Source organism: Alcanivorax sp. VBW004 (genome assembly GCF_009718865.1).
Classification (GTDB): domain Bacteria; phylum Pseudomonadota; class Gammaproteobacteria; order Pseudomonadales; family Alcanivoracaceae; genus Alcanivorax.
This window is the reverse complement of the sequence record NZ_WNHC01000001.1, coordinates 3,620,895-3,636,420: the sequence shown is the minus strand read 5'-3', so window position 1 is coordinate 3,636,420 and position 15,526 is coordinate 3,620,895. Positions and strand designations below refer to the sequence as shown.

Annotated in this window: 13 protein-coding genes and 1 tRNA gene; 8 read left to right on the top strand and 6 right to left on the bottom strand. The window is 59.6% G+C overall.

Annotated features, from left to right (window positions below; translation table 11 throughout):
• Positions 1-69: 69 nt before the first annotated feature.
• The 3 genes from F1529_RS16570 to F1529_RS16560 form a co-directional block, all read right to left on the bottom strand.
• Positions 70-1,356 (bottom strand): OmpP1/FadL family transporter, encoded by a 1,287-nt coding sequence (locus tag F1529_RS16570; RefSeq protein ID WP_155136567.1) that lies wholly within the window; start codon positions 1,354-1,356, stop codon positions 70-72.
• A 251-nt stretch (positions 1,357-1,607) separates the two neighbouring features.
• A complete protein-coding gene (ycaC, locus tag F1529_RS16565; protein WP_007149077.1) occupies positions 1,608-2,234 on the bottom strand; it encodes an isochorismate family cysteine hydrolase YcaC in 627 nt (208 codons plus the stop codon).
• A 56-nt stretch (positions 2,235-2,290) separates the two neighbouring features.
• On the bottom strand, positions 2,291-3,157 hold the full coding sequence (locus tag F1529_RS16560; RefSeq protein WP_155136564.1) for a pirin family protein: 867 nt from the start codon (positions 3,155-3,157) through the stop codon (positions 2,291-2,293).
• Between the two features lie 102 nt (positions 3,158-3,259).
• Between F1529_RS16560 and F1529_RS16555 the strand changes: the two genes are divergently transcribed.
• Complete coding sequence (locus F1529_RS16555) at positions 3,260-4,165, top strand: LysR family transcriptional regulator (RefSeq protein ID WP_155136561.1); 906 nt, start codon at positions 3,260-3,262, stop codon at positions 4,163-4,165.
• Between the two features lie 13 nt (positions 4,166-4,178).
• Here the strand turns inward: F1529_RS16555 and F1529_RS16550 are convergent, their stop codons facing one another.
• Positions 4,179-5,201 (bottom strand): AraC family transcriptional regulator, encoded by a 1,023-nt coding sequence (locus tag F1529_RS16550; RefSeq protein WP_155136558.1) that lies wholly within the window; start codon positions 5,199-5,201, stop codon positions 4,179-4,181.
• Positions 5,202-5,385: 184 nt separating this feature from the next.
• Here F1529_RS16550 and F1529_RS16545 point away from each other — a divergent pair, with 184 nt between their 5' ends.
• Positions 5,386-6,885 carry an NAD(P)/FAD-dependent oxidoreductase gene (locus tag F1529_RS16545; RefSeq protein ID WP_155136555.1) on the top strand — a complete coding sequence of 500 codons (1,500 nt, stop codon included), beginning with the start codon at positions 5,386-5,388 and terminating at the stop codon, positions 6,883-6,885.
• Between the two features lie 25 nt (positions 6,886-6,910).
• On the top strand, positions 6,911-7,738 hold the full coding sequence (locus F1529_RS16540; RefSeq protein WP_155136552.1) for an alpha/beta hydrolase: 828 nt from the start codon (positions 6,911-6,913) through the stop codon (positions 7,736-7,738).
• A gap of 45 nt (positions 7,739-7,783) precedes the next feature.
• Here the strand turns inward: F1529_RS16540 and F1529_RS16535 are convergent, their stop codons facing one another.
• A complete protein-coding gene (locus tag F1529_RS16535) occupies positions 7,784-8,695 on the bottom strand; it encodes a fatty acid desaturase (RefSeq protein WP_155136549.1) in 912 nt (303 codons plus the stop codon).
• Between the two features lie 106 nt (positions 8,696-8,801).
• On the opposite strand from F1529_RS16535, the gene F1529_RS16530 reads away from it, so the two are divergent.
• On the top strand, positions 8,802-9,812 hold the full coding sequence (locus F1529_RS16530; RefSeq protein ID WP_007149931.1) for an AraC family transcriptional regulator: 1,011 nt from the start codon (positions 8,802-8,804) through the stop codon (positions 9,810-9,812).
• A gap of 144 nt (positions 9,813-9,956) precedes the next feature.
• Here the strand turns inward: F1529_RS16530 and F1529_RS16525 are convergent.
• A tRNA-Arg gene (locus F1529_RS16525) sits at positions 9,957-10,033 on the bottom strand.
• Between the two features lie 418 nt (positions 10,034-10,451).
• Between F1529_RS16525 and F1529_RS16520 the strand changes: the two genes are divergently transcribed.
• From F1529_RS16520 to F1529_RS16505, 4 genes are all read left to right on the top strand, one after another.
• Complete coding sequence (locus F1529_RS16520; protein WP_007150444.1) at positions 10,452-10,781, top strand: multidrug efflux SMR transporter; 330 nt, start codon at positions 10,452-10,454, stop codon at positions 10,779-10,781.
• A gap of 162 nt (positions 10,782-10,943) precedes the next feature.
• Positions 10,944-11,633: a response regulator transcription factor gene (locus F1529_RS16515; RefSeq protein ID WP_007148755.1), complete on the top strand. Its 690-nt coding sequence runs from the start codon at positions 10,944-10,946 to the stop codon at positions 11,631-11,633.
• 10 nt (positions 11,634-11,643) lie between these two features.
• A complete protein-coding gene (locus tag F1529_RS16510) occupies positions 11,644-12,735 on the top strand; it encodes a FecR domain-containing protein (protein ID WP_196220424.1) in 1,092 nt (363 codons plus the stop codon).
• A 3-nt stretch (positions 12,736-12,738) separates the two neighbouring features.
• Positions 12,739-15,333 (top strand): CHASE2 domain-containing protein, encoded by a 2,595-nt coding sequence (locus tag F1529_RS16505; RefSeq protein ID WP_007151427.1) that lies wholly within the window; start codon positions 12,739-12,741, stop codon positions 15,331-15,333.
• Positions 15,334-15,526: the final 193 nt, after the last annotated feature.

Genomic DNA, 15,526 nt, shown 5'->3' with positions numbered 1-15,526 from the left:
CCGCAGGGCGACATAAAAAAACGGCGCCCTGGGGCGCCGTTTTTTTATGTGACATTAGCGCATCTGAAATCAGAAGCGGTACGTCGCCTGCAGGGCCAGGCCGTGAGCGCTGTTTTCGAAATCGGCGCTGTAGGTGTCCTGGGATACGCGGCCTTTCTCTTCATTGATGTAGGCGTAGGCTGCATCAAAGGTCAGGTCAGCCGTGGGGCTCCAGCCGGCGCCCAGAGTGTAGATATCACGATCGCTCACCGGGATGCGCACGGTACGATCCGCATCGCTGGTGGGAGACTTGTCGGTGGCATAGCCGGCGCGAACCACCCACTTCGGGTTCAGTTGATAGGCACCGCCAACGGCGAAGGACCAGGTGTCCTCCCAGTTCAACTCTTCGGTGATGGTGCCGAATTGAGCCTGCAGAAGAGGGTTTACGCCACTGTTTTCTACTTCAATGCCTTCCAGTCGGCTCCAGCGAGTCCAGGTGGCGCCCATATACAGGTCCAGATTGTCTGTAGCCTGGAAGCTGACAGAGGTATCCACGGATTCCGGCATGGTGATGTCCAGCTCGGCATCGTATTCGCCATCCAGCACAGTGCCCAATGGGGAGCCGCTCACGGTGGTGTCGCCCTCCAGGGAGAAATCCATCTTGGAGTGATAGGTCAGGCCCCAGTCGAGACGGTCGTTGACCGCAATCAGCGTGCCCAGGTTGAAGCCGTAGGCAATATCGTCCCCTTCAATTTCCACGTCGCTGTCTGCTGCGTTAACGAAGGCGGGATTGATCTGTGCAAAGGCAGCGCCGGGAACCTTGCTGGTCAGTTCGCCGGAGATGTGGTTGATGGTCGGGCCAAAGCCCACAGAGACGCTATCGTTAAAGGCGTAACTGATGGTGGGCTGGATGGTGACAACCTGCACCATGCTGGTGACGCCTTGGTAGCGGCCCTGGAAGCTGTCTTCGTAGTCACTCTCTACGCCAAAGGGGGCGTACACGCCAATGCCGGCATGCAGTTTGTCGCTGATCGGGCTGACGTAGTAGCCGAAAGGAATGGTGGTAAAAGGCACCATGTCGCCATCGTTTGTGCCAGATACGGGGAGACCGGGGGCTAGCTGTCCTTCGGCATTGCTGATGTCAGTGCTGGCATCAATAAAGGCCAGGCCGCCGCTCACTTCGGCGCGGTCCAGGCGGCTCATGCCGGCAGGGTTGCCATACAGGGTGCTGGCGTTGGCAGCGGTAGAGGCGCGGCCTGCGTAGGCAGAACCGGCGCTGCTGGCGCTCTGTTCGTTCAGGGCCAGGCCATTGGCCATGACCTGGGTAGACGCAGCAGCAATCGCGGCTGCCAGCACGGCTTTGTTTGAATACTTCATGGTAACTTTCCCGAGTTATGATTTTGCCGGCGCAAGTTAACATTCAGTCACAAAATATTACAGGTTGTTTATCGTCATAATTAACGGTAAATCGTGCAAAAAACGACTATTTTCGGGAAACATGGTGTTTATTTCTGTGAAGAAGGTTCATGGATGAACGGTATGTTTACCCTGAGATGTGCAGATCTTCTCTTGCGGTGAGGTCTGCTGGCCGCCCTGTCAGGGGCGGCCAGCCGGTCGCTGCCTGTGGTCTATTTCCCTTCGGTGAGGGTGCTGTAGCTGGTGATCAGATTGCGGTAATCCGGGATGTGGTTGGAGAAAAGTGCCCCCAACCCGTCGATATCATTGCGCCAGTCACGGTGTAGCTCGCAGGCTGCGCCAAACCAGGTCAGCAGCTGGGCGCCGGCGGCGCTCATGCGGTCCCAGGCGGCGTCCCGGGTCATGGCGTTAAAGGTCCCGGAGGCATCGGTGATCACGAACACCTCGAAGTCTTCCTCCAGGGCCGAGAGGGCCGGGAACGCCACGCAGACTTCGGTGACCACGCCGGCAATGATCAGCTGTTTCTTGCCGGTGGCCTTTACCGCGGCGAGGAAGTCCTCGTTATCCCAGGCATTGATCTGTCCGGGGCGGGCGATATAGGGCGCATCGGGGAACATCTCCTTGAGTTCTGGCACCAGTGGACCGTTGGGGCCGGTTTCAAAGCTGGTGGTGAGGATGGTCGGCAGTTCGAAATACTTGGCCATGTCGGCCAGTGCCAGCACGTTGTTCTTGAACTTGTCCGGATCAATGTCGCGCACCAGAGACAGCAGGCCGGCCTGATGGTCGACCAGTAGTACCGCTGCATTGTCCTTGTCGAGTCTCTTGTATTGCTTACCCATGGTCTTTCTCCTGCGTGTGATGGGTGGCGCTGGGCGCGCCACCCGTTGGTTAAGGGTTAGGCCGGGATTTGGCCAAAATTGCCGCTTTGGAAATCGCGTATCGCCTGTTGAATCTCTTCCCGGGTGTTCATCACGAAAGGACCGTGACCCACCACGGGTTCATTCAGTGGTTCACCAGCAATCAGCAGCAGATCGCTGTCCGCCTCGGCGTGGAGCTGTACTTGCGTGCCCTTTGCGTCGAGCACCACCATCTGTGCCGCAGCCGCCCGGGTATGTTCGTTGACCTGAACATCGCCTTTGCGCGTGATGACCGCGGTGTTCCAGCCTTCGGGCAGGTCCAGCGTCACCGTGGCATGCGCCCGCAAGTGGATATCCCATACCTGCATGGGCGAATAGGTGCTGGCCGCGCCTGCGTGTTGTTGGAATTCCCCGGCGATGACGCGCACTTCCCCGGCGTTATCCGCCAGTGGTGCTACCGGGATCTCATCACTGCGGATGCCCTGATAGGACGGGGCGGTCATCTTGTCCGCGGCGGGCAGGTTCACCCACAGCTGGATCATTTCCAGTTCTCCGCCCTGATAGGTGAAGGCGGGGGAGTGAAACTCCTCGTGGAGGATGCCGGCACCGGCGGTCATCCACTGCACGTCACCCGGCCCAATCACGCCGCCTTGTCCGGTGGAATCCCGGTGAGCCACCTCGCCCTGGTAGACGATGGTCACTGTTTCAAAGCCGCGATGTGGGTGCTCACCAACGCCGCGAGGCTTGGTGGCAGGGGGGAAGCGTGCCGGCCCTGCGTAATCCAGCAGCAGGAAGGGGCTCAGCTGTTTGCCGTGGCTTTCGTAGGAAAACAGGGAGCGAACCGGGAAGCCGTTTCCTACCCAGTGCGGGGCGGGTGCGGAATACATACCGAGAATCTTTTTCATGGCGGGTTCCTCCGTTTTGGTCATGGGTGAATATTATGCGTGGAACGGATGGGCGGATAGATGGCAAAATTACAACTCAGCGTTGCAAAAATGGGACGATAGATGGTGGACCTTAACGACCTGTTCTACTTTGCCAAGGTGGTGGAGTTCGGTGGTTTTGCCCCGGCCAGCCGGGCGATCACGGTGCCCAAGTCAAAACTGAGCCGACGGGTGGCCGGGCTGGAGGAGCGGCTGGGGGTGCGACTGATCAATCGCTCAAGCCGGCAGTTCTCGGTGACCGAGGTCGGGCAGCAATACTATGAGCACTGCAAGGCCATGCTGGTGGAGGCCGAGTCGGCTCAGGAAGCCATTGATACAGTGACGGCGGAACCCCGTGGGGTTATTCGTCTGGCTTGCCCGATTACGCTGCTGCATGTGCATATCGGCTCTTTCCTGGCCGACTTCATGAAGCAGTACCCGGAAATCACCGTGCATCTGGAAGCCACTAATCGGCGCGTGGACGTGATTAGTGAAGGGGTGGATGTGGCGATCCGGGTTCGCCCGCCGGGTCTGGAGGACAGTGATTTGGTGGTGCGGGTGTTGTCTGACCGGCGGCTGGCACTGGTGGCCAGCCCGGAGCTGGTGGCGCAGTACGGTATGCCGGGCCATCCGCAAGAGCTGTCCAGCTGGCCGAGTCTCGGGCTGGGAACGCCGCGCCCGGATTTTCGCTGGTCCCTGCGCGGGGAAGATGGGAGTGAGGTTCGAGTGTTTTACCAGCCTCGTTATGTGACCACCGACATGATTGCCCTGCGCCGTGCGGCGGTGGCAGGTGTGGGGGTAGTGCAGCTGCCGGTTCTCACCGTGCAGCACCAGCTGGAGCGCGGTGAGTTGGTGCAGCTACTGCCCCGCTGGGCGTTGGCGAAAGATATTATCCATGCGGTGTTCCCGTCACGCCGGGGCATGCTGCCGGCGGTGCGTACACTGATTGATCGCCTTGCCGATTATTACGATTCCTTTGATGAGCTGTAAGCGCGTCGTCTGTCTAGGCCTGGCTCAATAGCTGGCGGCGATAGGCCCGTGGCGTTGTGCCGAGCCATTGGCGGCAGGCCCGGTTGAAGGCCGATTGCTCGGAGTAGCCCAGCAGCCCGGCGACCTGGCTGAGCTTCAGGTTGGGCTCCATCAGATATTCACGCAACAGTTTCAGGCGCACCTCTTCCAGCAATTGTTCATAGCTGACCCCTTCATTGGCCAGGCGGCGCTGCAGGGTGCGTTTATGCATGGACAGGTGTGAGGCAATGGCGGCGCTGGTGCACTGAGCGGTGGGGAGCAGGGTGGTGATCAGGCGGGTGACATCTTCGCTGAGCGTGATGGCGTTGGGGGCTTGCTGGGAAGCCAGATAACGCTCCGCCAGCTCCCAGGTATGGTGGTCGGCGCTGGATAGTGGCATGGCAAAGGCTGCCGCAGGCAAATAAAAGCCGCACCAATCCTGTTCGAAATAGGCGTCGCAGCGGAACACGTCGTGATACGCATCAAGCTCAGCCTGGCGTGCGTGCATGAAGTGGACACTATATAGGCGGAAAGTGTCCCCGCAGAGCAGCTTCATGACCTGTAGAGAGTTCGACAGGCTCAACTCATAGGCCTGAGGGCGATAGCCCCCGGAGCTGCTTTCATCAATGGTGAACTGAAAGCGGATACAGGGCTGCCCCTGGTGTTCGCACAAGGTGTTGCTGATGCCCAGGGCCGGGCTGTGCAGGTGCAGATAGCGGGCAATGCTGTCGATGGCGTCGCCTACCGTGGCCGCACTGCGCGCGATCACGCTAATCGGGCCAAGAATATCCATGCCCTGATACTCCGCCAGCTTGAGGCCGAGTTGCGGATAATTAAGGGTTTGGACGGTGTCTTCGAACAGCGCGGTCAGGTTGCGATAAAGCAGGAAAGAACTGTCATCCCGCCGTTCCTCCGGCGGAATATGGTAACGCTCCAGCAAGGGCAGAGGGTCGCCACCCAGTTGGCGCACCAGTTCGTCGAACCCCCACAGGTTGGTGGCGCGAATCAGGTCACTCATGGTGCGGCCGGGTGTTTGGGCGGTTGCCCTTTGATGATGTCGCTCGTTGCATATGGCGGGCTCAATAACGGACGACTTTGTCGCGTTATGTCAAAAATATGTCCACATGCGTCAATATTGTCAAGGGTGGCTTCTGAAATAGTGACTGGCATCAATATCCAATACTCACAACAAGGAGGCCGCCATGAGCGCCCAGCACTACGACATCGTGATCATTGGTGCCGGACTTTCCGGTATCGGAACCGCTTGCCACATCGCCCGCCAGTTTCCCAATAAGAGCATGGCCATTATCGAGCGACGGGAAAAGGTGGGGGGCACCTGGGATCTGTTCCGTTATCCCGGTATCCGCTCGGACTCCGACATGGCCAGCTTCGGTTTTGAGTTCAAACCCTGGTACTCCGAGAAGGTATTGGCCAAGGGCGGAGATATCCGTGAGTACGTGGCGGAAACGGCCCGGGAGTTCGGCCTCTACGAGAAAGTGCAGTACGGCTTGAAACTGGATAACGCTGACTGGTCCAGCAATGAGCAGCAATGGACACTCTATACACAGCATGAAGCCAGCGGCGAAAGCCGTGAATTCACCTGCGGGTTCATGGTGAATTGCGCTGGGTACTACAACTATGACCAGGGTTACCGGCCACACTTCGCCGGAGAAGAGAACTTCAAGGGCCAGATTATTCACCCGCAGCAATGGCCGGAAGAGCTGGACTACAGCGGCAAGAAAGTGGTGGTGATTGGCAGTGGTGCCACGGCGATTACGCTGGTGCCGGCGATGGCGGAAAAAGCGGCCAAGGTGACCATGTTGCAGCGTTCGCCCAGCTACATTATGGCCATGCCGGATACCGATAAAGTATCCATGGCGATGAATAAAGTGCTGCCGAAAAAGTGGGTGTTCAGCATGACCCGTGGGCGCAATATCCTGATTCAGCGCGGCCTGTATCTGGCCTGCCAGCGCTGGCCAGAGCGTGCCCGCAAACTGCTGATCTCCCACATGCACAAGCAGGCGCCAAACATCGATGTGCGCCACTTCAGCCCGAGCTATATGCCGTGGGATCAGCGCCTGTGTGCTGCGCCGGATGGAGACTTCTTTACCAGCCTGCGTTCCGGCAAGGCGGATATCGCTACCGATCATATCGAGCGTTTTGATGAAACCGGAATCGTTCTGAAATCCGGGCAGCACCTTGAGGCGGATATTATTGTTTCTGCCACGGGTCTGGATGTGCAGTTAATGGGTGGGCTGGAATTGAAACTGGATGGTGAGCCGGTCGCACTGCCCAGGAAGATGACCTACAAGGGTATCCTGATTCAGGATATTCCCAATTATGGCTGGATCTTCGGTTATACCAATGCGCCCTGGACGCTCAAGAGTGACATTGGTGGGCAATACCTGTGTCGCCTGTTTGCCTACATGGAAAAACAGGGTTTCAGCGCGGCGACGCCCGTGGACCATGGCGACAACATCACCGATTCCGGCATGCTGGATGGTTTTGCTCCGGGTTATATCAGTCGTGCGAAAGATCGCATGCCTCGCCAGGGCAAAGAGGCGCCCTGGGCGGTGACCATGCACTATGGCAAGGACAAAAACACCCTGGTCAATCAGGCCGTGGATGACGGCATTCTGGCTTTCTCTTCTCCTGCCGCCGCAGGCCGTGACAATGTTGAGCCGATCAAGGCAACGGCCTGAGCTGGGTCGGTATAAGGAGGCCATCATGACGAACAGTGATAACAACAAGGCTCCGGTGCTGCTGGTGCACGGCATGTGGAGCGATGCGAAGACCCTGCAGGACGTTCGTGATGCTTTTGATGATGCAGGCTACAGCGTGGAGGCGCTGACTCTGCCCTATCATCGCAGCAAGCAGGAGCACAGCTCATCCAGTCTGGCGGCGTTGGCCAGCGCTCGGCTGGAGGACTATGTGGATGCCATTGTTGAGGCGATACAGCATCAGTCCCGGCCGCCTATTCTGGTGGGCCATTCCATGGGCGGCTTGCTGGCGCAGTTGGCGGCAGCCAAGGTGCCTTGCGAGCGATTGATTCTGTTGTCGTCAGCGGCGCCGGCAGGGATTAATGGGCTGGGCATCTCGGTGATTCGGACTTTGGGGCGCAATATGCTGCGTTTCCCGTTGTGGAAAAAATTCACCGAGATGCGGCTGGCCAATGTGCAGTATGGCGTGGCGAATCGTCAGACGCCGGAAGTGCAGCAGGACATTACCGACAGCAGTACTTATGAATCCGGCATGGCGACCTTCCAGATCAGCATGGCGCCATTGCTGGGCCGCCGTTCCGCGGCCCATGTGGAGGTGAGCCGAATCCAGTGTCCGGTGTTGATTATGGGGGGCACGGAAGACCGCATCACGCCCTTGCGGGTGCAACGTAAAATTGCTCAACGGTTTGGTGATCAGGCCAGGCTGGTGGAAGTGCAGGGGTGTTGCCATTGGAGTGTTGGTGGCCGCTATTTCCCGCAAATCCGGGCGACCATGCTGGATTGGGTGGCCTCAGCGGATGCCCCCGCGGTGGCCGGGCGCGCGTCTGCGGCCTGAACTTGCATGGCCCACCCTGATGGTTACAGGGTGGGCCGTGGCATCTTAGGCGGCCTTGTCGGCTACGGGCTGACGGGAAAAAATACCGATAATCGGGGTGCCCTGGGCCTGCAGAATAGGCTCAATATCCCGGTGTAATGCGTGGTACTGGTAGAACGGCACCCGCGGGAACAGGTGATGGATGGAGTGCAGGTTCTGGCCCAGCCAGAACCATTCCAGTGGTTTCATCCAGCGCGGCATGATCAGGCTATTGGTATTGCGATAACGCTCATTCACCTTGTAGGGATGATGGGGGCGATAGGCAAACCAGTAGGCAGTGAACAGGCCGCCAGTGTAGTACCCCAGCAGGATGACGGCCGCGGTGCCGGGTTGGTCCACCATGAGCAAAAAGGCAACCCGCCAGCCGACGGAAAGTGCCAGCTCGCTGCTATAAATCAGCTTTTCCTTCAGTGACGCGCTGCCCCAGCTGTGTTGCACAAAAAACGTATTCTGTACCCACTGAAAGCGCAGGCCTGCGGCCAATAAACCCACCAGCCCTTTCTGCATGCCGCTGATAATAAAGTCCGGATCCTTGTCCGGCTGGTTGGTATAGCGGTGGTGGGTGAAATGCTCGATGCGGTGCGAGGCGTAGGGAATCGCAATAATGGGCGCCACCAGATACCCGCACAAATCGTTGACCCACTTGCGGCGGTCATTCTGCCCGTGAATATTGCCGTGGGCGGCCTCGTGCAGCGGTGTGTAGGACATGTAGGTGAGGGCAGCGACCAGTAGGTAGGCGCCCCAGGCCGGCAGGGTGCCATCGGCAAACAACGCGAGTGTGGCAACGAAAGCGATCAACACACCCGCCGTCAGTAAAATTGTCGGCCAGGCGGTTTTCCCCATATAGTGCTTGGCACAGGCAATGGCCTGCTTGTTCAATGCTGCCGCATCCATGGTGTTGCCTCTTGTTGGTCTCATCAGGGTAAACACTACGTCGACAGCGAAAAAACCAGAATAGCCACCGTGGCCAATCACCCTGCAGAAGTGGCCAGGGAGTGACAGGGCGGAACCAGCGGAACGGGCAATGCAGCACTCAGATGACAAATTGCACCCGGTGGCCATCAGTCAGGTCATGCTTAACTTTGCCTTGCGCAACGGCATCGACCAGCAGACCTGCCTGCTCGGCACCGGCATCTCGGAAACCGAATTGTCCAGTGGTGAAGGGTTGGTGACGCGGACCCAGGAAATGCGCCTGATCGAAAACCTGATGCTGGCTCTGCCGGAAGAGGGAGTGGGTGGCTTTGAACTGGGCCTGCAATACAACCTGGCCACCTTCGGTGTGTGGGGCTTTGCCCTACGTACCTGCAAGACCCTGCGCGATGCTGTCGCCCTGGGGCTGCGTTACCTGCCGCTAAGCACCGCCTACTGCCGCATTACTGTTTGCGAGGACGGTGACGCGTTCGGTGTGATCTTCGACCCGGACCCGATCCCCCCACACCTGCGCCAGTTTCTTCTTGAGCGCGACATGGCGACGGCCCTCAACCTGGTACGGGAAATTACCTTTCAGGGCGTGGAATTCAGAGGTGTCGAATTCACCGGTGAGCCGGATGTTGCCGCCTCGGCCATTGAGGCCCTGTGCGGCATGGCTCCCGGCATTCATGCCAGCGCCAATCGTATTCTGGTCAACCGGGCGGGGGCCAGTCAGCCATTCCCCGGCTACGACCCGGTGCTCACCCGCATGCTCGAACAGCAATGCCAGCAGCGCATGGACACCGTGGAAAACAGCGGCCTTGCCGGCAAGGTGCGCCAGAAACTGCTGGGGGAGCTGGGCCTTGGGGCCACCCTCAACGATATGGCCAGTGCGTTGGCCCTTTCCACCCGCAGCCTGCGCCGCAAGCTGGAGCAGGAGGGCACCAGCTACCGGGACCTGGTCGAAGAAGAGCGCCGCCAGCTGGCCCTGCAACTCCTTGACAGCACCACCATGAAAATCGAGGAGCTGGCGGCCCATTTGGGGTATACCGATGCGGGCGGTTTCGTGCGTGCCTTTCGGCGCTGGGAAGGGTGTTCGCCCAGCGCCTATCGCGAAAAGGCGTGAGGTTGTGTTCACGGCACGCGCGGCGTCGAACGCCCGGCAAAGTGCGGGGGATTCGCGATAAGCCAATCAAGCGGAGAGAAGGGTGTTTGTCACTCTAATGCGCGACGAATAAAAAAGGCCTCCCGTTTGGGAGGCCTTTTTATCTGGTACGCCCGAGAGGATTCGAACCTCTGACCTTTGCCTCCGGAGGGCAACGCTCTATCCAGCTGAGCTACGGGCGCAAAACTTTGACGTTCATATTAAGGGGTGTTGGCTAGCGTCACCACCTGACAGCGCGCTGCGCTGCTAACGCTCCCGGCGTTCGCCGGTCCGGCGAATTGCCCTGCATGGCAATCCGCGCTTCGCCGGGGGAAGCATGCTTCCCTTTTTCCGGCTACGCCCAGCTGAGCTACGGGCGCAAAACTTGAAGAACTTGGGGTTCAACGGGCGCGAATGATAGCGGGTTGCGGCGGTCTCGTCCATGGATTGGGTGCATCCTGTGGCGGGATCGCTATAATCGGCGCGCCGGGACCCTCTCCCGGTATCTGAATATGAGCAGGCTGTCTCTTTGCGGGTTTCCGACAGTACTGTTTTCCTGACGAGCCCGTGCCTGCCTCCGGTCACCGTACCGTGGTGGGCAAGTGTGTTGGAGAAAGCAGGATGAATCTGTATTGGGTGGTGTTGCTACTGGCCGTTATCGTGGAAATCGCCTGGGCCATGAGCCTCAAATGGATCCAGATTAACCCCGGGGTGCTGTCCATTGGCTCCTCGCTGGTGCTTACCGGTTTGAACATGCTGATGCTGTCTTATGCCATGCGCGGTATCCCCGTGGGCACGGCGTATGCGATCTGGACCGGGCTTGGTGCGGTGGGGATCACGCTGCTGGGGATCGTTTTTTTCAAGGATCCGGCCAATGCCTCGCGACTGGCCTTTATGGCGCTGATTGTGGTGGGTGTCATCGGCCTGAAATTGACCAGCGGGCCGGCCTGAGCGTCGCGCCAGCGGCATGGCAGGCGGTGAAGCATTGGACGTGGCCCCGGTTTTGGTGTCGAATCGTTCGTTTCGGCATTTTACAATCTTTTCCCGCTAATCCGTTGGTAGATCGGTACCCTTTGCGGGCAGATGTCGGCCTGCAACAGATGGAGTTTAACCGTGCGCATTGCTTATCTCGAAGATGACATGGCTCAGGCAGAGCTAGTCACTCACTGGCTTAAAGAGGCTGGCCATAACTGTATTCACATGGCCAGTGGCCGTGAATTCATGTCCCTGTTACGGCGCGACACTTTCGACATTCTGGTGCTCGACTGGGAAGTGCCGGACATGAATGGCTACGCCGTGCTGGAAGAAGTACGTGCCAGTGGTAACCGCACCCCGGTGTTGTTTGCGACCCAGCGTGATGATGAGTCATCGATTGTTGGCGCGCTCTCCCAGGGGGCGGATGACTACATGGTGAAACCGACCAAGCAAGCGGAATTGCTGGCCCGTATCAGCGCTCTCGGGCGCCGGGCAGGGGTATCGGAAATGGATGAAGAAACCGCCCTGAGTGTGGGGCCCTGGACCGTGGACCGGTCCCGTCGTCAGATCCTGTTGGATGAAGACGCAATCAAATTGACGGACAAGGATTACGAGCTGGCCTGCTATCTGTTCCAGAATGTAGGCAAGCTGATGAGCCGTGCGCACCTGTTGGAGAAGGTTTGGGGTATCATGACCCCGATCGAATCGCGCACCGTTGACGTGCATATCAGTCGGATTCGACGTAGCCTGCATATTCGCCCTGAACGTGGCTATCGAATTAAAACGGTGTACCAGCACGGATATCGTCTGGAGCCGATTGAAGAATAAGGACACATCTATGAGGGTCTGGTTGAGCACAGCCATGCTGCTGTGCCTTCTATCAACGGCCTGGGCCGGGGATGATTGGCATTACACCTTGCGTCCTGGCGATTCTCTATGGAAAGTCTGTCAACAGTTTGCCCAGTCTCCGCAAACCTGCTGGGGCGAACTGGCTCGTTATAACGGGCTGGACAACCCCCATTCCCTGCGCCCCGGTAATACCTTGCGGGTGCCGATCAGCTGGCTGAAAGAAAAGCCCATTCCCGCCACCGTGGATGCGGTTACCGGTGAAGTCATGTTGTACCCGGCCAGGGGCGGGGAGCCCCGTCAGCTGCAAAACGGTGATGCGGTGGCATTTGGTGATGCCCTGGAAACGGCTGCGAAAAGCAGTGCCCGCCTGCGCTTTGCCGATCAGTCCGAAGTCTATATCAAACCAGCCAGCCTGCTGGTGGTGACCCGTTATCGCCGCTTCCTGGATCAGCAGAATGAACGCACCGAGCTGCGTTTGCAGCGCGGTAATATTCGTAACAGCGTCACCCCCCGGCAAAGCGATGAAGCGTCTTTTGAAGTCTATACGCCTGGCGCCGTGGCGGCGGTGCGTGGCACGGAATATTACCTGGGTGTGGATGGCGCCGAGACCACGCGTAACGAAGTGATCGACGGGCGCGTGGATGTGGGCGCGCGCGGCACCGATCGCCAGATCGAGGGCGGCTACGCTACTCTGGCCCGCCTGGATGAAGCGCCCATCGAACCGGTGGAGCTGCTGCCGGCGCCAGCCATGGAGGTGAGCGCCTCGCACACCGATGTGGTGGCGGTATGGCCGACCCAGTCCAAGGCCCGTGCCTATCTGCTGGAGCTCTATAGCCAGCCAGCAGGTCGGTTATTGACCCAGGCCCACCTGTCTACTGGCCATTGGCAAAAAGATCTGCCCACCGGGGATTATCGTCTGCTGGTGAGGGCGATAGATGAAAACGGCCTGCGGGGCCAGGAAAGCTGGCACGCGTTTAGCGTAACCCCGGCACCGCCACCCCCTGAGCCCGAGCCGGAAAAAGAGTCGCATTGGGATCTGTGGGCCTTCGTCGGCGCGGCGGCTTTGCTGCTGGCACTATAAATCATGCGCAATCGTCTGAGCCCGGACCAGCGTCGTTATCTGGCAGAGCATGTATCGGTGTTGTGCCTGGTGGTGGGGCTGTGTGCACTGCTGACAATCAGCGGTGCGCTCTCCTTTGTCGACCGCTATATCTACGACAACCTGCTGCAAACGCTTCCGGATGATCCGTCCCAGGACGTGGTGATCGTCGGTATCGATGAATACAGCCTGCGTGAAATTGGCCGCTGGCCCTGGGATCGCAAAGTCCACGCACAGTTGATTGACCGGTTGACCGACATGGGCGCCCGTGCGGTGCTCATGGACCTGATTCTTTCCGAACCGGACCGCAATAACCCGGATTCCGACCTGGCCCTGGTACAGGCCATGGCGGCTAACGGGCATGTCTACCTGCCGGTACATGTAGAGCAATTGCGCGCCGGCGGGCAGCTGATCGAAGTGCTGCCCTATTCGCCGTTTGCCCGCGCCGCGGCCGGGCTGGGGCATGTGGACTTGGAGCTGGATACCGATGGCGTGGCCCGCTCGGTCTATATGCGCTCGGGGATTGGCCAGGCCTGGTGGCCCCATATCACCCAGACATTGCTGGTGCAGGAAGGCATCCTGTCTGAACAGGTCTTCCCGGCGGACAAGGGGGAAGAGTTTTCCGGGCTGGCCAATGTGCGGCGCTATCATCGCTATATACCTTTTGTCAGTGGGCCAAACAGTTACCCCCAGGTGTCGGCGGTGGAGCTGCTGGAAAACTTGATTCCCGAGCAACTGATCCGTGACAAGATCGTGTTGATCGGCGCCACCGCCGCCGGCCTGGGCGACATGCTGCCGACTCCCATGGCAAGCAAGGGCGAGCTGATGGCCGGGGTGGAAATCAATGCCAATCTGCTGGATGCCCTGCGCGCGGACCGGCTGGTGCGCGACCTGCCCATGCCCAGCGCACTGGTGCTGGGAGTGGTGCTGGCGTTACTGGCGCCCTTGCTGCTGCCCTATGTGTTGCCGCGCTGGAGCATGCCGTTGGTGTTTGCCGTGCTGTTGCTGTGCATGCTGGTGAGCATGGCCACGCTGATTTCCCTGCGGTTGTGGTTCCCGCCGTCTGCGGCCATGGCGTCCGCGATCATGGCCTATCCGCTGTGGACCTGGCGGCGGCTGGAATACTCCCTGTCCTATATGCGTAATGCCCTGGAACGGTTGTCGGAATACAGTGACCTGAACCAGCGCCTGACGCAGCCGTCCACGCTGGAGCAGATGGGGCGCATGCTGGAGCAGGTGCTGCCGGTGCGTTCCTGGCGTCTACTGGGCGGTGAGAAGCCCTTGCGTGGCGGCGACAGCCTGCCGGCGGCAACCTGGAAGGGCGCGCTGGCGCGCCAGTACCGGTTCCGCCACGAAGGTCGTCGCTATGAGCTGGATCTGGTCTGGGACCAGGCGCTGCACGCGGATACCTACGATTACTGGGTGCGCGCCATGCTGGTCCGTATCCGTACGCGGGCGCCCAATGTGGGGCCGCGCTATGAGGTACTGGAAAAGCACATCGAACGGTTGCGTCGGGAAGAGGAACGCCAGGAAGCCCTGACCCGTTTCTTCCAGGTCACCCTGGCGCAGATTCGCGAAGGGGTGGTGATCGCCGACGCCTGTGGGGTGATTGTTTACGCAAATCCCCAGGCGGCTTTCCTGCTGGGCCTGGAAATGGGCGCCCTGGATGCCGGGCAGCCCATGGTCACGGAGCTGGACCGGGAACTGGAACTGCGCGAGCAAAGCTGGGATGCCCTGCTGTGCCGGACCCTCGGTGAAGGCCGCACCCAGGTGGAGTGTCGCAACCGTCAGGGCACCGACCTGTATCTGGATATGTTGCTGGTGCATGCCGGCGACAACCCGGGCCGGATGATGATCATTTCCTTCAAGGACATCAGCGATGTGAAGCAGGCCATGCGGGCCCGTTCCGAAATGCTGGATTTCCTCTCCCACGACCTGCGCTCGCCCATGGTATCGGTGCTGGCGCTCACGGAAAAAATGCGCCAGAGCGGCGACCATCAGGGCCTGCCGGCCTTCCTCGACAATGTGCAGCACTATGCCCAGCGCAACCTGAATATTGCCGAGCAATTCCTGCAGCTGGCACGGGTGGAAGCGGTGGAATCCGTGGAAATGAACGAGCAGGACATGCTCGACGTGGTCGAAAGTGCCATCGATCAGGTACAGATTCAGGCGCAGCAGCGTGATATCACGCTGCGGTTTGAGTACGACCCGGACCAGGAGGTCTGGGTGCTGGGCAACAATGAGCTGCTGGAGCGCCTGGTCGTGAACCTGCTGACCAATGCGGTGAAATACAGCCATGAGGGCAGTTCCGTTGATGTGACCCTGTATGCGCAGGACAATCAGGTGGGCTGCGAAGTGCGTGACCGGGGGGTGGGGATTCCGCCGGAATTCCAGGAGCGGCTGTTCGATCGTTTCAGCCGGGCCAGCACCAGCGGTGGCGCCCGCACCCGTGGGGCCGGCATGGGCCTGCGTTTCGTCAAGGTCGTTACCGAACGTCATGGCGGCGAGGTTCGGGTGCACAGTGTGGTCAGCGAAGGCAGTCGCTTTACCCTGTTGTTGCCGCGTATTGAGCTGGCCTGACACCGGGTCGATAACGTTGCGTGAGGGGCTGTCTCCTCCGTCAGCAGATGCTCTGGCATGGCGGATTCCTGGCCCGGTATGCGCCGTCAAGCCTCCGGGGTAACATCAAGCGTTTTGTCCCTACGGCTGGAGCGGGTATAATCGCCAGCCGCAGCGCCCACAAGAGGCCGTTAAGGGCTTCCCGCGGCGAACC